This is a genomic window from Aquamicrobium terrae, assembly GCF_052978165.1.
Window position 1 is genome coordinate 835,671 of record NZ_JBRKLZ010000002.1, and the last position, 18,894, is coordinate 854,564.

The 18,894-nt window shown below is 64.2% G+C and carries 18 protein-coding genes; all 18 read left to right on the forward strand.

What is annotated here, in order from left to right; all coding sequences use genetic code 11:
* Positions 1 to 51: 51 nt before the first annotated feature.
* The 18 genes from ACVCNR_RS21135 (at position 52) to ACVCNR_RS21220 (ending at position 18,861) form a co-directional block, all read left to right on the forward strand.
* Entirely contained in the window at positions 52 to 480 is a 429-nt protein-coding gene (locus ACVCNR_RS21135; RefSeq protein ID WP_447076360.1) for a DUF2267 domain-containing protein, read from the forward strand.
* A 3-nt stretch (positions 481 to 483) separates the two neighbouring features.
* A complete protein-coding gene (locus ACVCNR_RS21140) occupies positions 484 to 1,149 on the forward strand; it encodes a phosphoribosyltransferase (protein ID WP_447076361.1) in 666 nt (221 codons plus the stop codon).
* Between the two features lie 202 nt (positions 1,150 to 1,351).
* Positions 1,352 to 2,863: a PAS domain S-box protein gene (locus ACVCNR_RS21145; protein WP_447076362.1), complete on the forward strand. Its 1,512-nt coding sequence runs from the start codon at positions 1,352 to 1,354 to the stop codon at positions 2,861 to 2,863.
* A complete protein-coding gene (fixJ, locus tag ACVCNR_RS21150) occupies positions 2,850 to 3,473 on the forward strand; it encodes a response regulator FixJ (protein ID WP_447076363.1) in 624 nt (207 codons plus the stop codon). The genes ACVCNR_RS21145 and fixJ overlap by 14 nt, the downstream gene beginning before the upstream one ends.
* Before the next feature lie 156 nt (positions 3,474 to 3,629).
* Positions 3,630 to 3,980, forward strand: coding sequence for a hypothetical protein (locus ACVCNR_RS21155; RefSeq protein ID WP_447076364.1), 351 nt, complete (start codon positions 3,630 to 3,632; stop codon positions 3,978 to 3,980).
* Between the two features lie 94 nt (positions 3,981 to 4,074).
* A complete protein-coding gene (locus tag ACVCNR_RS21160) occupies positions 4,075 to 4,725 on the forward strand; it encodes a helix-turn-helix domain-containing protein (protein WP_447076365.1) in 651 nt (216 codons plus the stop codon).
* Positions 4,726 to 4,789: 64 nt separating this feature from the next.
* On the forward strand, positions 4,790 to 6,223 hold the full coding sequence (locus tag ACVCNR_RS21165) for a YfcC family protein (protein ID WP_447076366.1): 1,434 nt from the start codon (positions 4,790 to 4,792) through the stop codon (positions 6,221 to 6,223).
* An 11-nt stretch (positions 6,224 to 6,234) separates the two neighbouring features.
* Positions 6,235 to 7,461, forward strand: a complete 1,227-nt coding sequence (gene arcA / locus ACVCNR_RS21170; protein WP_447076367.1) for an arginine deiminase — start codon at positions 6,235 to 6,237, stop codon at positions 7,459 to 7,461.
* Between the two features lie 12 nt (positions 7,462 to 7,473).
* Positions 7,474 to 8,475, forward strand: a complete 1,002-nt coding sequence (argF, locus tag ACVCNR_RS21175; RefSeq protein WP_447076368.1) for an ornithine carbamoyltransferase — start codon at positions 7,474 to 7,476, stop codon at positions 8,473 to 8,475.
* A gap of 1 nt (position 8,476) precedes the next feature.
* Positions 8,477 to 9,382, forward strand: coding sequence for a carbamate kinase (gene arcC, locus ACVCNR_RS21180; protein ID WP_447076369.1), 906 nt, complete (start codon positions 8,477 to 8,479; stop codon positions 9,380 to 9,382).
* Between the two features lie 155 nt (positions 9,383 to 9,537).
* Positions 9,538 to 10,602 carry an HlyD family secretion protein gene (locus ACVCNR_RS21185; protein ID WP_447076370.1) on the forward strand — a complete coding sequence of 355 codons (1,065 nt, stop codon included), beginning with the start codon at positions 9,538 to 9,540 and terminating at the stop codon, positions 10,600 to 10,602.
* A gap of 23 nt (positions 10,603 to 10,625) precedes the next feature.
* Entirely contained in the window at positions 10,626 to 13,379 is a 2,754-nt protein-coding gene (gene rbbA / locus ACVCNR_RS21190) for a ribosome-associated ATPase/putative transporter RbbA (RefSeq protein ID WP_447076371.1), read from the forward strand.
* Between the two features lie 2 nt (positions 13,380 to 13,381).
* The gene (locus ACVCNR_RS21195; RefSeq protein WP_447076372.1) at positions 13,382 to 14,494 is read left to right on the forward strand and encodes an ABC transporter permease; all 1,113 of its coding nucleotides are present in this window, start codon (positions 13,382 to 13,384) and stop codon (positions 14,492 to 14,494) included.
* 119 nt (positions 14,495 to 14,613) lie between these two features.
* Positions 14,614 to 15,090 (forward strand): DUF3830 family protein, encoded by a 477-nt coding sequence (locus ACVCNR_RS21200; RefSeq protein WP_447076373.1) that lies wholly within the window; start codon positions 14,614 to 14,616, stop codon positions 15,088 to 15,090.
* Between the two features lie 43 nt (positions 15,091 to 15,133).
* Positions 15,134 to 16,174 (forward strand): ABC transporter substrate-binding protein, encoded by a 1,041-nt coding sequence (locus ACVCNR_RS21205; RefSeq protein WP_447076374.1) that lies wholly within the window; start codon positions 15,134 to 15,136, stop codon positions 16,172 to 16,174.
* Positions 16,175 to 16,200: 26 nt separating this feature from the next.
* Positions 16,201 to 17,022, forward strand: coding sequence for an ABC transporter permease (locus tag ACVCNR_RS21210; RefSeq protein ID WP_447076375.1), 822 nt, complete (start codon positions 16,201 to 16,203; stop codon positions 17,020 to 17,022).
* A complete protein-coding gene (locus tag ACVCNR_RS21215; RefSeq protein WP_447076376.1) occupies positions 17,015 to 17,818 on the forward strand; it encodes an ABC transporter permease in 804 nt (267 codons plus the stop codon). Before ACVCNR_RS21210 ends, ACVCNR_RS21215 begins: the two co-directional genes overlap by 8 nt.
* Positions 17,819 to 17,820: 2 nt before the next feature.
* On the forward strand, positions 17,821 to 18,861 hold the full coding sequence (locus tag ACVCNR_RS21220; RefSeq protein WP_447076377.1) for an ABC transporter ATP-binding protein: 1,041 nt from the start codon (positions 17,821 to 17,823) through the stop codon (positions 18,859 to 18,861).
* Positions 18,862 to 18,894 lie beyond the last annotated feature (33 nt).

Consider the following 18,894-nt stretch of genomic DNA (forward strand, 5'->3'; position numbering starts at 1 on the left):
ACGCCAGATGCATCGCTGTGCCGGCTCGACCGAAACCAGGGAGCAGGCATCATGAGCGGTACATCCATAGCAACATTCACGCAGGCAGCGCAGCAGGCCCAGCAGTGGGTCAACGAGCTTGCCGACGATCTGGACTGGACCGACGCGCGGGCCTATCGTCTCTTGCGCAACGTCCTGCACACGCTGCGGGACTGGCTTCCGCAGGAGGAGATGCTCGATCTTTCCGCGCAACTGCCCGTTCTCATCCGCGGCATCTATTTCGAAGGCTGGAAGCCGAAGGAAACGCCGGTCTGGGACCGCAGGAAGGAAGAGTTCGCCGCCCGCATAAAGGAAGCCTTCCGCGACGACGGGCTGGACGACCCAGATGAAGCCATCGCCGCCGTTTTCAGCGTGCTTGAGCGTCATGTCTCGCGCGGCGAGATCGAGGAGGTCAGGAATTCCATGAAGAAGTCGCTACGCGCATTGTGGCCGACGGACTGAGCCATGTTCCGCGACCGTACGGAAGCCGGACAGAAGCTGGCCGCCGAACTAGGCGGGCTCGGCCTGCGCAATCCCGTCGTTCTGGCATTGCCGCGCGGCGGGGTACCTGTCGCGGTCGAGATCGCCCGGGAGCTCAAGGCGCCGCTCGACCTGCTCATCGTGCGCAAGGTGGGGGCACCGGGAAACCCCGAACTGGCTGTCGCGGCAATGGTCGACGGCGACCCGCCCGACCTGGTCCTCAATCGCGAGATCGTCGAGGCCTACAGGCTCGACGATGCCGAGTTGCGGATGCTGACGGACCGGGAGCGCCCGGAGCTGGAACGGCGGCGTCATGTGTACCGGGCGGGGCGACCGCCGATCCCGGTCGCCGAGAGGACGGTGATCCTGGTCGATGATGGGGCCGCCACGGGAACGACGATGAAAGTGGCAATCCGTGCCCTGAAACGCCGCTCGCCCCGCGGGATCGTCATCGCCCTCCCTGTCGCCCCGCCGGCAACGCTGGAGGAACTGGGTCGGGAAGCGGACAAGGTCGTCTGCCTCAACCAGCCCGCCCGCTTCCTCGCGCTCGGCTATCACTATCGCGACTTTCCTCAGCTTACCGACGATGAGATGATCGCCATGCTGCCGAAACCGGAACCGCTGAGGAAGGGTCCTCCACCGCCAGCTTGAGATTCCGACGTCTCCCGTTTCGTCAAAGGTGCGCCGTTTGTCGGGCTGTTATTTGCACGAAAGCGGATGTAGCATTGCTCCGGTCGACAATACCCTGACCTTGTAGTGCGAGGGGCGCCGTCCCAGAGCTCGGAGTGACCGCCGGGTGTTCCGGAAGCAGCGGCTGCACGCAGGCAGGATGGTTGAGAGATCCGGAAGAGGCATGCCAGCTATAGACATAGCCGGACAAAATGGAAGTTTTCTACAGGCTGTGTTTTCCCGCCGCTTCGAAGGGTGGCGGGGTTATCTTCTTGCCGCCGCCGCCGTTGCCGTTGCGCTGGCAATCCGGCTTCCATTGCAGGAGGTGCTGGGAAACGCGGCTGTTTTCGTGCTGTTCGTGCCGGCGATCCTTGTCGCGGCGATTGCGGGGGGCATTGGGCAGGGCCTGTTTGCGCTGGCGCTTTCGGCCATGGTCGTCTTTTTTCTTGCCGGCTCCGACCCGACATTCTGGTTGCAGGTTGCGGTCTTCGTCCTCGTCGGCCTCGTCATCGCCTGGATGGGCGAGATGCTGCATCACGCGCGCCGGGTGCTCGAACACACCGAAAGCACGTTGCGGGCGAGCGAGGCGCATTTGCGCTCGATCCTCGATACGGTTCCCGATGCCACGATCGTTATCGACGACAAGGGTATCATCACATCCTTCAGCGCCGCAGCCGTGCGCCAGTTCGGTTATGCGAAGAACGAGGTCGTCGGCCGGAACATCAAGCTCCTGATGCCCGAGCCGTATCGCGGTGAGCACGACGGCTATATCCGGCGCTATCTCACCACCGGCGAACGGCGCATCATCGGCATCGACCGCGTTGTGGTGGGGCGCAGGAAAGACGGTTCCACCTTTCCGATGAAACTCGCCGTGGGCGAGATGCAGTCCCATGGACAAATCTTCTTCACCGGCTTTATTCGCGATCTTACCGAGCGCCAGGAATCGGAAGCGCAGTTGCAGGAGCTTCAGGCGGAACTGGCCAGGCTGGCGCGACTCAGCGAGCTGGGCGAAATGGCCTCGGCGCTGGCCCACGAGCTCAACCAGCCGCTGGCCGCGATTTCCAACTACACGCAAGGCTGCGTGCGGCTTCTTGAGCGGCCCGGAGGCGCCAACTCGCAACAGTTGAAGGAAGCCTTGCAGGAAACGGCTCAACAGTCGCTGCGTGCCGGCGACATCATCAGCAATCTGCGCGAATTTCTCAGCCGTGGTGAAAGCACCAAAGCGCCGGCCGACATTCGCAGGGTGATCGAGGAGGCAGGCGCGCTAGCGCTCATCGGCTCGCGCGAGAGGGGTGTCCGCTCCACCTTCGACTTTGCCGCAAACACCGGCGACGTGCTGATCGACCGGGTCCAGATCCAGCAGGTGCTGATCAATCTGATGCGCAACGCGCTGGAAGCCATGGGCGACAGTGAACGGCGCGAACTCCATGTCAGGACGAGGCGCAACGGCGACGAACATATCATGATCGAGGTGGCCGATACGGGACCGGGAATTTCCGACGACATCGCCACCCGCCTCTTCGAGCCCTTCGTCACCAGCAAGGAAAACGGGATGGGCGTAGGCTTGTCGATCTCCAGACGGATCGTGCAGGCCCATGGCGGCAGTCTGCTGGTCAGCCGCAACGGCGACGGCGGCGCGACCTTCCGCATATTGCTGCCGATGGCTGCGAGAGAGGCCATGAATGCAGAGCGATAACTATGTGGTCCACGTCCTCGACGATGAGGAAGCGGTACGAAAATCGCTGGCCTTCCTGCTGGTCACGGCGGGCTTTGCGGTGCGTGTGCACGATTCCGCGACCGGCTTTCTGGATGCCGCGCCGGCAATCGGCCGGGCCTGTCTGGTGACCGATCTGAAGATGCCGGACATGAGCGGTCTCGAACTGTTGGAAAAACTGAATGCAAGGGGCCTCAGGGTACCGTCGATCATGATAACCGGACATGGCGATGTTCCCATGGCGGTGGCGGCGATGAAAGCCGGCGCCGTCGATTTCATCGAAAAGCCCTTCAAGGACGAGGTTCTGATCGATGCCGTGCGGCGGGCGGCGCGGCGGCTCGACCCGGCAACGAACGACAACGACCTCCTTGCCCTCCGTACCCGGTTCGAATGCCTGTCGGAGCGGGAACAGCAGGTGCTCGCCGCCGTGGTCGCGGGCTTGCCCAACAAGACGATCGCCTACGATCTCGCTATCAGTCCGCGCACGGTCGAGGTCCACCGCGCCAACATCATGTCCAAGATGCAGGCACGCAGCCTCGCCGAGCTGGTGAGGATGACCATCGCCCTCGGGCTTGGCGACAAGCGAAACTAGTCCTCTCCCCCCACGCTTCGGCCCCGCATTTCGACAATGCCGGTGCAAGAGCGTGACATATCCCTTCGCTTTTGATCCCCCGCAATGCGCGCCGGCCCGGACCGTGCCAGGAAGGTCGTTCCCCGGCCGTGAAAAGGCGCCGGGAGAAAGCGTTGCATGGTCCGATCCGACATTATCCTTGTGGCCGCGCCGGACGCGGGCTTCAGGCGCTCGCTTGCCTTCGCGCTGGACAGCGTGGGCTTCACGGCGGCCGCCTATATGCGCGCCGGCGACGCTTTTGCGTCCTGTGATGCGCGCGTCGCTGCCTGTGCGGTCATCGACGACGATGCCGTCGATGACTGGAATCTGGCATCTGCCCAATTCGACGAGTTCGCCCGGCCGGTGATCCTGCTTGTCGGTCTTTTCCGGGCCGTCCCGGCCCTGCCTTTCGCGCGGCACGTTATGAAGCCGTTCCTTGGCGAACCGCTCATCGAGGCGGTCCGTGCGGCCGTGGCCGGGCTGGGGTAAGGCCTCCCACTACGTGGTTTCCAGTACGGACATGACCGAATTTCGTGCCGATGCGATCCGGAGCATTGTTTGATCGTCAACTTGGGAGACGATCATGACCGTGCATGAAGCGTTCCGGACCATTTCGGACCATCGGCATCCTGTCTGCGCCGCATGGGCATCTGCCCCCTCGCCCGGCGGCGTGCAGCCCGTTTTCATCCCCGCCGGAGCCGGAATCTACGCACAGGGAGAAAAGAGCGACCGGCTCTACCAGGTCGAGTTCGGCGCCGTGCGTGTCTATCGCCTGTTCGCCGATGGCCGCCGCCAGATTTCGGCCTTTCATCTGGGCGGCGAAGTGTTCGGTTTCGAGGCCCATTCGACCCATCACTTCTTTGCCGAGGCCATTTGCGCCACCGGCATACGAATGCTGCGCACCTCACCGCACCGAAACGGGCTTGCTGACGAGCTCCTGCCGGTCGCGCTTCAGGGACTGGCGAGGGCGCAGGAACATCTGCTCCTGCTGGGACGCCAGAATGCCGCCGAGCGGGTCGCCGCCTTCCTGATCGAAATGTCGGAGCGGCAAGGCGGGCTGGACAGGGTCGAACTGCCGATGTCCCGCACCGACATCGCGGACTATCTCGGCCTGACCATCGAGACCGTCTCGCGCGTCCTTTCCAGGCTCCGGCAGAAGGGCATCATCAGGCTGCCCGCCCTGCGCAGCATAGAGATCGTGAAACGCAATGCCCTGCGGGATATGGCTGCCTGAAACGGCAATGCCACCGGGCACATTCTTTTCAACCCTCTTCGGTCGCAAAGTTTGGAGGCCAGCGATGAGCACAGCTTCGGAAACCACCGAGACGAGGAAGTTCCGCTTCCCCACCGCCTTCACCATCCTGTTTAGCCTGATCATCCTGGTGGCGATGTCGACCTGGATCATCCCGGCCGGACAGTACCAGCGCACCTTCAACGACGCACTCGAGCGGGAGGTGCCGGTAGCAGGCACCTATGCCCCGACCGACCCCAATCCGCAGGGCGTATTCGACATCATCATGGCTCCCATCGGCGGCCTCTACAATCCGGCCACCAATCAGGCCAACGCCATCGACGTGGCCGTGTTCGTGCTGGTGATCGGCGGCTTCATCGGTGTGATCGCCTCCACCGGCGCTATCGATTCCGGCATCTCCCGGGCGATGACCGCGCTCAGGGGCCGCGAGAAATGGATGATCCCGGTGCTGATGGGGCTGTTCGCCTTCGGCGGCACCACCTACGGCATGGCGGAAGAGACGCTGGCCTTCTATGTGCTCCTGATCCCCATCATGATCGCGGCCGGCTATGACGCGGTGACGGCCGTGGCCATTATCCTGCTTGGAGCCGGCGTCGGCGTGCTGGGCTCGACGGTGAATGCCTTCGCTACTGTCATCGCCTCCGATGCCGCCGGCATCCCCTTTACGCAGGGCATGGTCCTGCGTCTCGTCATCCTCGGCCTGTGCTGGCTCGCCTGCGTCATCTATGTGATGCGCTATGCCGAGCGCGTGCGGCTCGATCCCTCCACATCCTTCGTCTATGACCGCAAGGCCGAGAACGAGGCCCACTTCCTCGCCGCCCATCAGGGCGAGACGCCGGAATTCACCGGCCTGCACAAGATCGTGCTTGCGATCTTCGGCCTCACCTTCGTGGTCATGATCTGGGGCGTGCTCAAGGGCGGCTGGTGGATGGGCGAGATGAGCGGCCTGTTCCTCGCCTCGTCCATCCTGGTCGGGCTCATCTGCCGTCCCGGCGAGGAAAAGTTCGTGAACGCCTTCGTCAACGGTGCGCGCGATCTGCTCGGCGTGGCGCTGATCATCGGGCTCGCCCGCGGCATTGTCGTGGTCATGGATGCCGGCAAGATCACCGACACCATCCTGCACTGGGCCGAAGTCTCGGTGGCGGGCCTGTCGCAGGTGGTGTTCATCAACGTCATCTACTGGATCGAGGTGCTGCTCTCCTTCTTCGTGCCCTCGTCCTCGGGTCTGGCGGTTCTGTCCATGCCGATCATGGCGCCGGTTGCCGATTTCGCCAGCGTCGGGCGCAATCTCGTGGTCACCGCCTATCAGTCCGCCAACGGTCTGGTGAACCTCATCAACCCCACCTTCGCGGTGGTCATGGGCGCTCTGGCCATCGGGCGCGTGCCCTATGAGCGGTGGCTGCGCTTCATGTGGCCGCTGCTGGTCATCCTCACCGTCATCATCATGGCGAGCCTCAGTATCGCCGCCATAATCGCCTGAAGGAGAACGACATGCCGATCGCCTATGGCGTCCATTCCGAGGTGGGCAAGCTGCGCCGCGTGCTCGTCGATCGCCCCGGCGCGGCGCTGGCCCGCCTCACCCCCTCCAACTGCGAGGAACTGCTTTTCGACGACGTGCTGTGGGTCAAGCAGGCGCGCGTCGAGCACATGACCTTCGTCGACGCCATCCGCTATCGCAGCGCGGAGGTCGTGTTTCTGCGCGAAACACTTGCCGAGACGATGCAGGACAGGGAAGCGCGCCGCTGGCTGCTGGAACGGCGGATTAACGAGAACACGGTCGGGGTTGGCCTTGCCGACGACCTCATGGCCTTGCTGATGGAGGCGGACGCCGACACACTCTCGCTCATTCTCATGGGCGGAATGAGCAAGGCGGAACTGACCATCGAAGCCACGGGCGTGGTCGCCCCCGTGCTGCGGGCGCAGGATTTCATCCTGCCGCCATTGCCCAACCATCTCTTCACCCGCGACACCACATGCTGGATCTATGGCGGGGTGACGCTCAACCCGATGCGGTGGAACGCACGCAAGCTGGAGACGGTCAACATAGCGGCGATTTACCGCTTCCATCCCGATTTCAGAGACGCCGGCTTTCCGGTCTGGTGGGGAGATCCCGACAGCGACTACGGGCTGGCCACGCTGGAGGGCGGCGACGTTATGCCGCTCGGTAACGGGCTGGTGCTGGTCGGCATGGGTGAGCGCACGACGCCGCACGCGGTCGGCCAGCTTGCCCGGGCACTCTTCGCGCAGGGCGGGGCCGAACGCGTCATCGCCTGCAAATTGCCCGTCGAACGCGCCTCGATGCATCTCGATACCGTTTTCACCTTTTGCGATCGCGATCTGGTCACGCTGTTTTCGGAAGTCGTGGACGGCATTACGGCCTATTCGCTCAGGCCCGGCGAGAAGGACTGGCAGATCGACGTACGCCAGGAGACGAGCCACCTCACCGAGGTCGTCGCCGAGGCGCTCGGCCTGCCGAAGCTGCGCATCGTCCAGACCGGCGGCAACGCCTATATCGCGGAACGGGAGCAGTGGGACGACGGCAACAACGTCGTGGCGCTGGAGCCCGGCGTGGTCGTCGGCTACGACCGCAATACCTACACGAACACGCAATTGCGCAAGGCCGGCGTGGAGGTCATCACCGTGCCGGGCGCGGAACTCGGACGCGGACGCGGCGGCGGCCATTGCATGACCTGCCCCCTGATCCGTGACCCAGTGTGAGGAGGAGACCCCATGGCCGTGAACCTCAAGGGCCGCAGCGTGCTCAAGCTGCTCGATTTCTCGCCGGACGACATCCGCTTCCTGCTCAGGCTCTCAGCCTCGCTCAAGCAGGCGAAATATGGCGGCTACGAAGATCAGCGGCTGAAGGGCAAGAACATCGCGCTGATCTTCGAGAAGGATTCCACCCGCACGCGCACCGGCTTCGAGGTAGCAGCCTACGACCAGGGCGCCCATGTCACCTATCTCGGGCCGACCGGCACCCAGATCGGCAAGAAAGAATCGATGAAGGACACCGCCCGCGTGCTCGGCCGGCTCTATGACGGCATCGAATATCGCGGCTTCGGGCAGGAGCAGGCCGAGACGCTGGCTGCCTGGTCAGGCGTGCCGGTCTACAACGGCCTGACCGACGAATTCCATCCCACGCAGATCCTCGCCGATTTCCTCACCATGCGCGAATACACCCGCAAGCACCTGTCGCAGGTCGCCTTCTGCTTTCTCGGCGATGCCGGCAACAATATGGGCAACTCGTTGCTGACGGGTGCGGCACAGATCGGCATGGATGTGCGCCTTGGCGCTCCCAAGCAATGCTGGCCGGACGAAGTGCTGGTGGAGCAATGCACCGACATCGCCCGCCGCACCGGCGCCACCATCACGCTGACCGAGGACCCGCTGGAAGCCGCAAAAGGGTGCGATTTCGTCTATACCGACGTATGGGTTTCCATGGGCGAGCCGGATTCCGTGTGGCAGGAGCGGATCGGGCTTCTGACGCCCTATCGCGTCACCTCGCAGATCATGCAGGCGACAGGCAATGCGCACGCCAAGTTCATGCATTGCCTGCCGGCCTTCCACAATCGCGAAACGGAGATCGGCGAGAAGATCTTCGAGCAATATGGCATCGACTGCATGGAGGTGACGGAGGAGGTCTTCGAATCCGAAGCCTCGGTGGTCTTCGACCAGGCGGAAAACCGCATGCACACCATCAAGGCCATACTCGTGGCCACGCTGGGGGCCTAGGATGCGCGTGGTCGTCGCTCTCGGCGGGAATGCCCTGCTCAAGCGCGGAGAGCCGATGACGGCCGAGGTCCAGCGGGCCAATGTGCGCAAGGCCGCCGCGGCGCTTGCGGCCCTGACGCGCCAGCACGACATCGTGGTTGCGCATGGCAACGGCCCGCAGGTCGGTCTACTGGCCTTGCAGGCCTCCGCTTACAAGGACGTCGCGCCTTATCCGCTCGATATATTGGGGGCCGAGAGCGTGGGCATGATCGGCTATCTGGTCGAGCAGGAACTCGCCAATGCGCTGGCGCCGGGCACCAAGCTCGCCACGCTGCTCACCCAGATCGAGGTCGACCCGAACGACCCCGCCTTCGGCCGGCCCGAAAAGCCGATAGGCCCGGTCTATGACGATACCGAAGCCGCCACTGTGCGCCTGAGCCACGGCTGGCCGCTGGTCGAGGAGACGGAAGGACGCTGGCGTAGGGTGGTGCCGTCACCCCTGCCGAAGCGCATAACCCAGATCGAGACCATCCGGCTTCTGGTGGATTTCGGCGTCACTGTCATCTGTGCGGGTGGCGGGGGCATACCTGTCATCCGCGATCGGGCCGGCGACCTTGTCGGCGTCGAGGCGGTGATCGACAAGGACCGCGCCGCGGGGCTGCTCGCCGAACAGCTCGGCGCCGATGCCTTCCTGATGCTGACCGACGTCGAAGCCGTCTATGAAGACTGGGGCACGCCACGCCAAAGGCCGATCAGGCATGTCCGGCCCGACCGGATCGATGCGGCGGCCTTTCCCGCCGGCTCCATGGGGCCGAAGGTCGAGGCGGCCTGCCTGTTCGCCGCCAGGCCCGGCCGCATGGCCGGCATCGGGCGGCTGGAGGATGCCGCCGCGATCCTCGAAGGCCGCGCCGGAACGCTCATCTCCTGAATCCTGTTCCGCAACTGTGCAATCGGGTGCCGCCGGTCACCGGGTTTGACAAAGATCATGGCAGCTTCGATGATCGAGCGAAATGATCGCACACCGTCAAACGGCCCGCATGGGCTCACGCTAAAGGGCGCGTCGAACTCAAACGGATGAGGGCCATGCTCGGCAATCGTTGGCTTTGGATCGCGGCTGTTGTCGCGGCGGTTGCAGCGGGCTGGTATTTGACCCAGCGCCTGGCGGAACCGGCCCTGCCGGATTGGATCGCGTCGGGCAATGGCCGTGTCGAGGCCGTGGCCATCGACATATCCACGCGCACCGGCGGTCGTATCAGCGACATCGTCGTGCAGGAGGGACAAACCGTCACCCGCGGCGAGGTGCTGGCACATATGGACACTCAGCAGCTCGATGCGCAACTGCGCGAGGCGCGTGCCCAGATGCAACGAGGGCGGATCGCGCGGGATGTCGCCGAAAGCGGCGTCGTGCAGGCCGAGGCAGAGCATTCGGCCGCCCTTGCGGTGGTCGCCCAGCGCCAGACGGAGTTCGAATCGGCGGAGCGTCGCGTCAGCCGTTCCGAACAGCTTGCCCGGACCAACGCCATTTCCCAGCAGACGCTTGACGATGACCGCGCGCGGATGGCCGGCGCGAAGGCCGCACTCGACGCGGCACGGGCGCAGGCGGCCTCGGCGGAGGCCGGCATGGCGACGGCAAAAGCGCGCATCGTGGATGCGGAGGCAACCATCGAGGCGGCCGAGGCGGCCATAGACCGCATCCAGGTCGAGATAGACGACAGCACGCTGCGCTCGCCGCGCGACGGCCGGGTGCAATATCTCGTGGCGCAGCCGGGCGAGGTCATCGCGGGCGGCGGCCGCGTTCTCAACCTGATCGACCTGGGCGATGTCTACATGACCTTCTTCCTGCCCACCGTGCCGGCGGGGCGTGTGGCGCTGGGCTCCGAGGCGCGGATCGTGCTGGACACCGCGCCCGGCGTGGTCATTCCGGCGGAGGTGTCGTTTATTTCCGACGTCGCCCAGTTCACGCCACGCACGGTCGAGACGTCCGAGGAGCGGGTCGGCTTGATGTTCCGCATCCGCGTGCGGGTCGCGCCCGACCTGCTCCGCAAGCATGCCGACTATGTCAAGCCCGGCCTGCCGGGCATGGCCTATGTGAAGCTCGACCCGGCGACACAATGGCCCGAAGCGTTGAACACCGGCATTCTGGAATGACCGGGCGAAGGCAGGACGGCGATATGCCCACTCTTGCCGCGCGCATGTGGTCCGTCAGCCATGCCTTCAAGAAAACGCGCGCGCTGGACGACGTGACGCTCGACTTTCCCGCCGGCCGGATAATCGGGCTGATCGGGCCGGACGGCGTCGGCAAATCGACACTGCTCTCGCTGATCGCGGGCGCGCGCAAGATCCAGCAAGGCGAGGTCGAGGTGCTCGGCGCGGACATGCGCGACGCGCGCCAGCGCACCAAGGTCGGCCCTCGCATCGCCTATATGCCGCAGGGTCTCGGCAAGAACCTCTACCCGACGCTTTCGGTGTTCGAGAATGTCGATTTCTTCGGCCGCCTGTTCGGCCATGCCCGCAAGGAGCGCCACCGCCGCATCCACGAGCTTCTGGAGGCGACCGGCCTCGATCCCTTCCCTGACCGGCCGGCGGGCAAGCTCTCAGGCGGCATGAAGCAGAAGCTGGGCCTCTGCTGCGCGCTGATCCACGATCCCGACCTGTTGATCCTCGACGAGCCGACTACGGGCGTCGACCCGCTGGCGCGCCGCCAGTTCTGGGACCTGATCAACGGCATCAGGAAGGACAGGCCCGGCATGGGCGTCATCGTGGCCACCGCCTATATGGACGAGGCGTCCGGCTTCGACTGGCTGGTCGCGATGGATGGCGGGCGCGTGCTCGCCACCGGCACGCCGGCCGAACTGCGCGAGCGCACCGGCACGTCCTCGCTGGACGAGGCCTTCATCGCGCTGATGCCGGAGGAAAAGCGCAGGCTTCACCGCAAGGTCGAAATCCCCCCGCGCCCTAAGGATGGCGACGGGGATGCCGCAATCGAGGCCGAGGGGCTGACCATCCGCTTCGGTGATTTCACCGCGGTCGACAATGTCAGCTTCCGCATTCCGAAAGGCGAGATCTTCGGCTTCCTCGGCTCCAACGGCTGCGGCAAGACCACGACGATGAAGATGCTGACCGGGCTTCTGCCCGCAAGCGAAGGCACCGCAAGGCTGTTCGGCCAGGAGGTCGACCCGCGCGACATCGATACGCGCCGGCGCGTCGGCTACATGTCGCAATCCTTCTCCCTCTATACCGAGCTTACGGTGCGGCAGAATCTCGATCTGCACGCCCGCCTGTTTCAGCTTCCCGCAGCCGACATCCCCGCGCGCATCGAGGAGATGGCGCAACGCTTCGATCTCACCGAGGTCATGGAAGCACTCCCGGCTTCGCTGCCGCTCGGGCTGACCCAGCGCCTGTCGCTCGCTGTCGCCATGATCCACGCGCCGGAAATGCTGATCCTGGACGAGCCGACATCCGGCGTCGATCCGATCGCTCGCGACGCGCTGTGGCAGAGCTTCGTGGACCTGTCGCGCAATGACGGCGTAACAATTTTCATCTCGACGCATTTCATGAACGAGGCGGAGCGCTGCGACCGTATCTCGCTCATGCATGCCGGCAAGGTGCTGGTCAGCGACACGCCGGCGGGGATCGTGGAAAAGCACGGCAGTGCCGATCTGGAGGAAGCCTTCGTCTCCTATCTCAAGGAGGCGATCGCACAGGAGGACGAGCAGGCAACAGGCTCGGAGGACAAACAAACCGCACCCGCCATCGCGCAGGCCGTCGATCACGGGCACCGGCCGGTGCCGAGACGTTTTCTCGACCCCCGCCGCATCGGCAGTTATGCGAGACGCGAGGCGCTGGAATTGCGCCGCGACCCGATCCGCGCTTCCTTCGCCTTCATCGGCAGCCTCATCCTGCTGTTCGTGCTGGGCTATGGCATCAGCATGGATGTCGAGGACCTGCCCTTCGCCGTGCTGGACCACGACCAGACGTCGATAAGCCGCGACTACACGCTCGATATCGCAGGCTCGCGCTATTTCACCGAGCGCCCGCCGATCACAGATTCTGCCGATCTCGACCGGCGCATGCGCAATGGCGAGCTGAGCCTCGCCATGGAGATTCCACCGGGCTTCGCGCGCGACATCTCGGCCGGGCGCGCGGTGGATATAGGCGGCTGGATCGACGGCTCCATGCCCTCGCGCGCCGAAACCGCGCAGGGCTATGTGGAGGGACTGCACGCGCACTGGCTGATGCGGCAGGCGCGCGAAGCCTACGGCGACGCCGCGCAGGCCGGCGATTTCAGCCTGGAGACGCGCTTCCGCTACAATCCCAATATCGAAAGCCTCATCGCCATGGTGCCGGCCGTCATCGGCCTCGTTCTGCTGTTCATCCCAACCATGCTGGCCACGCTTTCCATCGTGCGCGAGAAGGACCTGGGTTCCATCGTCAATCTCTATGTCACGCCCGTCTCACGCCTGGAATTCCTGCTTGGCAAGCAGATTCCCTATGTCGGCCTCGCCATGCTGAATTTCGTCACGCTCACGGCGTTCGCCGTACTCGTGCAGGGCGTGCCGTTCTCCGGCAGCCTGCCGGCCTACGTTCTGGGCGGGTTGCTCTATGCGGTCGCCGCCACCGGGCTCGGCCTGTTCATATCGAGCTTCATGAACAGCCAGATCGCGGCGATCTTCCTCACCACCATCGTCTCCATGCTGCTTGCGGTGCAATATTCGGGCATGATCGATCCGGTGGCCTCGATGGAAGGTTCGGCCGCCGTGATCGGCGCGATCAATCCGGCCACGCACTTCATCACCATCGCCCGCGGCACGTTCTCGAAGGCGCTGGGGTTGCAAGACCTGACCTCCTCCTTCCTGGCCCTGCTCGCCGCCGGTCCAGTCCTGCTGGCACTCAGCGTGTTCTTCCTTCGCAAACAGGCGCGCTGACCATGCGGCTGTCGACCATATGGCGTCTGGGCATCAAGGAGCTGTGGGGCCTATTGCGCACACCGGCCCTGCTGGTGCTGATCGGTGCGGCCTTTTCGATCCAGATCTACGCGGCCGCGACGGCGACGCCCTTCACGCTCAACAAAGCGCCGATATCGATCGTGGACGAGGATCTCTCGCCCCTTTCGGCGCGTGTCGGCCAGGCCTTTTACCTGCCCTACTTCGCGCCGCCCCAGACGATCACGCTCTCCGAGATGAACCACCGCATGGATGCCGGCATCGACACTTTCGCGCTCGTCATCCCCCCGGACTTCCAGCGTGACGTTCTGGCCGGCAAGCAACCGGCGATGCAGCTCAATGTCGACGCCACGCGCATGACGCAGGCATTCACCGGCGCTGGCTATGTTCAAGCCATCGTATCCGGCGAGATTTCAGAGTTCGTGCAACGCTACCGCAGCGCCGAGACCGCACCTGTCGAACTCGTGCTGCGCGCCCGCTTCAACCCGGAACTCAATCCCGGCTGGTTCAGCGCCATGATGGAGGTGGTCAACAACGTCTCGCTGCTCTCCGTCATTCTGGCGGGCGCGGCACTCATCCGCGAACGCGAGCGCGGCACCATCGAGCACATGCTCGTGATGCCGGTCACGCCGACGGAGATCATGCTCGGCAAGATCTGGCCGATGGCGCTGGTGGTGATGGGCGCAGTGCTCTTCGCCATGACCGTCGTGGTCCAGACCTGGCTCGCGATTCCGGTGGCGGGCTCGCTCTGGCTCCTCATGCTGGGCGTGGCGCTCCAGCTGTTCGCCTCCACGTCCCTCGGCATCCTGCTTGCCACCGTTGCGGGCTCCATGCCGCAGTTCGGCCTGCTCCTGATGCTCGTGCTGTTCCCGCTGCAGATTCTGGCGGGCGGATTGACGCCGGTCGAGAACATGCCGCAAGGCCTGCGCATCCTCATGTCCGCGGCGCCCGACACGCATTTCGTGTCGCTTTCGCAGGCCATCCTGTTCCGCGGCGCGGGGCTGGAGTCTATCTGGCCTCAATTCCTCGCCCTCACCGCGATCGGCCTCGCCTTTTTCTTCGTCTCTCTCGGGCGGTTCCGCAGATCGCTCAGATAGGTTGCATGGCCTCGCAACAGGATCGATAAAAATTCTTTATATTCCAAATTTGGAATGACGATTGGACAGAGCCGCCAGAGAACGTGGAAATGTGGCCTTCTTACTACAGAGGAGCCGCAATGACCGACCGCAAGCTGTACCTGAAATTCGTCGATTCCGATGTGACGGGTATCATCACACTTTATTGGGAGAACGCTCCCGAGACCTGTAAGGCTCTCTGGGGGGCGCTGGCGAAGCCGATCCGCTGGCCCGCGACCCACGCAATGTTCTCCGGCCCCGAGATCATGATGGGCCTGCCCGAGGAAGCACGCAATTTCGACCCGACCGCCCTTCCGCCCGAGAACCAGACCGTGCTGCCGGAAGTTGGCGAACTGCTGTGGTTCTACCAGCCGAAGAACTTCTTCAAGATCGACCCGAGCGAATTCTGGGAGATCGGCCTGTTCTACGGAGTCGGCGGCCGCACCTTCGGTCCGACCGGCTGGATATCCTGCACCTATTTCGGCAAGATGACCGAGAATCTGGACGGCATTGCCGACCAGTGCCGTCTCATCCGCACGGAAGGCGCCAAGGTGGTGGAAATCGGCCGCGTAGCCTGATCGACGCCCCTAACACTGTAACCTCATATCGAAGGGGAACTCCATGAAATCCAGGTTCAGTATCGTCGTTCTCAGCACGCCCATCCTCGCACTGGCGGCAGGCGCCGCCGGTGCCCAGGACAACACGCTCGTCATCAATTCCTTCGGCGGCGCCTACGAGGCCGCCCACAAGACGTGCGTCATCGAGCCTTTCGAAAAGGCGACGGGCGCCAAGGTCCAGATCGTGACCGCCTATTCCTCGGATGCCTTCGCCCAGTTGCGGGCCCAGAAGGCCGCACCGCAGTTCGATGTCATCAACTTCTCCGGCGGACAGGAGATCGTCGGCGCGGCGGAAGGCCTACTGGCGCCCATCGACGCCGCGAAGCTCAAGAACGCCGGCGATCTTTATGACTTCGCCAAGGCCAACCTCGCCAAGGGCGAAGGCCCGGCCTATTCGATCGCGGCCATCGGCCTCGTCTACAACAGCGAAAGGACCCCCAAGGTCCCGACCAGCTGGAAAGACCTTTTCGACCCGGCCGTCGGCGAGCATCTCGTGCTCACCGACATCTCCAATGGTTACGGCATGCTCGGCTTCCTGATGCTCAATCAGGTCGAGGGTGGCGATCTCGACAACATCCAGCCAGGCCTCGATGCCGTGGGCAAGCTGCTCGAGGGCGGCGCAATCATCGTGTCCAAGTCGCCCGAGATCCAGCAGGAGTTCGCCCAGAACGATGCCTGGCTCGCCCCCTATGCGTCGGACTACGCCTTCACCTTGCGTGAGGCCGGCCTGCCGGCGAAATTCGTCCAGGGTGCGGAAGGCACGCCGGCGAGCTACATCACGACCAACCTCGTCGCCAACCGCCCGAACCAGGACCTGGCGTTGCAGTTCATCGACATGTCGATTTCGGCCGAGGCTCAGGCCTGCTTTGCCGAAGCGCTGCGCTACACGCCCACCAACTCCAAGGCAGAGCTTGCGCCCGAGGTTGCGGCCGACGTCGCCTACGGCGAAGAAGGCGTGAAGGGCCTGATCCGTTTCGACCCAGCCAAGATCGAGGCCAACCGCGCGGCCTGGGTGGAAGCCTGGAACAAGGCCATCGCCAAGTAAAAGCCGACGTCAGGAGAGCGGGTTCCGTGAGCGATCGTTTCGAAAACCTCTTGCTGGTCCTTCCGGGCCTGCTGCTCCTCGCACTGGCATTCTTCCTGCCGATCTTCCAGATGCTGGCGCTTTCGGTGTCGGGCCCTGCCGGACCGACCCTTGAACACTTCGCCCACTTTCTCGGTGACTCGTTCTATCTCGGCGTGCTGTGGCGCACGGTGAAACTGTCGCTGATCATCACCGCCATCTGCGCCATCATCGGCTTCCCGCTCGCCTACATCATGGCCCGCGTGTCCGCCCGGCTGCGGCTGTGGCTGGTTGTCATGGTCATCCTGCCGCTGATGACCAGCGTCGTCGTGCGCACCTTCGGCTGGATGGTCCTGCTCAATCGTTCGGGTCTGATCCCGCAGCTCTTCCGCGACCTTGGGCTCGCAGGCCGCAGCTTCAATCTGATGCAGACCGAAACCGCAGTTGTCATCGGCATGGTGCAAGTGCTCCTGCCCTTCATGACGCTGTCGATCCTCGGTGTCGTCAGCCGTATCGATCCGCGCCTGGAGGAAGCCGCGCGCACCATGGGCTGCTCTTTCCTGCGCACGATCGGCTCGGTCGTGCTGCCTCTGTCGCTGCCGGGCATCGTCGCCGGCTCGCTGCTCGCCTTCACCCTCTCGGCCAGTTCGTTCGTCACGCCGAACCTCCTGGGCGGCGCCCGCATCCAGGTTCTGGCCTCATCGATCTACAATTCGGTGACCCAGACCCTCGACTGGCCCTTCGCCGCGGCTCAGGCCGTCATCCTCTTCGTCGGCGTCATCCTGGTGCTGATCCCCTACATCAAGCTCACGGGACGTTCCGATGGTTAAGGCTGTCCCCGCCTGGATCCGCATTGCGACGATCATCTTCGTCGCGCTGACGGCATTGTTGTTACTCGCCCCGCTCGTGGTGGTGATCGGCGCCTCTTTGACCGCCAACCAGTTCGTCAGCTTCCCGCCACAGGGCCTGTCGCTGATGTGGTACGAGAAAGTACTGTCGTCACCCGAGTATCTGAGTGCCGGCACCGTCAGCCTGATCGTCGCCCTGCTGGTGACGGTGACGGCCACGCTTGTCGGCGGCGCGGCGGCCATCGCCATCCATCGCAAGCAACTTCCGGGCTCGCAGGTTCTGGCCTCCCTGTTCCTGTCGCCGCTGGTGCTGCCGACCATCATCTACGCCATCGGCATGCTGATGTTCTGGAGCGCCGTCGTCGGCCCCGTGTCACTGCCGGTGCTGTGGATCGGCCATACCGTCATCGCCATGCCCTATGTCATCCGCACCACGCTGGCGGTGCTGTCGGAATCCAATCCCTTTCTCGAGGAGGCGGCGCGGACGATGGGCGCCAACCGCATGCAGCGCCTCTGGCTTGTTGTGGTGCCGCAATGCGCCCCGGGCCTGGCAGCCGGCGCCTTCTTCGCCTTCAACATCTCCTTCGACGAGGCCGTGCTGTCGCTGTTCCTGCGCAAGCCCGGCATGACCACACTGCCGGTGCAGATCTACGGCCAGCTCGAATTCAGCCCCGACCCGTCGGTGGCTGCGGTGTCCTCGATCATGATCGCCCTGACCATCGTGCTGATCCTGGTCATCGACCGGTTGCTCGGCATCAAGAAATTCGCGAGTGCTTGACCATGGCCAATGTCCGGCTTGAAAACATCAGGAAATCCTTCGGCAATGTGAAGGTGCTGCACGGCATTTCCCTCGACATCGCCTCCGGCGAGTTCGTCAGCCTGCTCGGCGCCTCCGGTTGCGGCAAAACCACACTGCTGCGCACGGTTGCCGGCCTCGAAACCGTCACCTCGGGAACTGTCGTCATCGACGGCCAGACAGTCACCGACCTGCCGCCGGAAAAGCGCGACATCGCCATGATGTTCCAGTCCTATGCGCTGCTGCCTCATCTCAGCGTCGCGGAGAACGTCCGTTTTCCGCTGAGAATGCGCAACATCGGATCGCGCGAGGAACAGGCCGAGCGCGTCAAGACGGCGCTCGAAACCGTCCAGCTCGGCCATCTGGGCGACCGCAAGCCGCGTCAGCTTTCCGGTGGCCAGCAGCAGCGTGTGGCGCTTGCCCGCGCCATCGTTTCCAAGCCCAAGGTGCTCTTGCTTGACGAGCCGCTTTCCAACCTCGACGCTCGCCTACGCGAGGACATGCAGGTCGAACTGATCGAAATCCACAACCGCCTCGGGCTTACCACCCTGTTCGTCACCCACGACCAGGAGGAAGCACTCAGCCTGTCCGACCGCGTCGTGCTGCTCAACGCCGGCCGCGTCGAGCAGCAAGGCACCCCGGCAGAGATCTACACCAGGCCGGCGACCGAGTTCGCCTCGAACTTCCTGAGCTCGGCCAACATTATCCCGGCCACCATCGAAACAGACGATGCAGGTTCCGTTGCCGTCCTCGCCGATGGCCAGCGGCTGCAATTGTCGCCAGGCGAGTCCGCACGTGGCCCGGCACGGCTGGTGCTGCGCCAGGAAGACATCGCCATCGGCAAGTCGGGCGACATTGCGGGCGAGGTTCGCACCCGCGTCTATCTCGGCGCCCGCAACCGCTATGTACTGGCGCTCGCGGGCCAGCCGGTCAGGGTGCTGAGCGGCAACGACCGGGTTTTCGCCAGCGGCGAGAAGGTTTCGCTGTCGATCGACCCCCGACGCATCCGCATCATCACCGACTGACCAACCAAACGACAGGACGGAAATGGAGCCGAC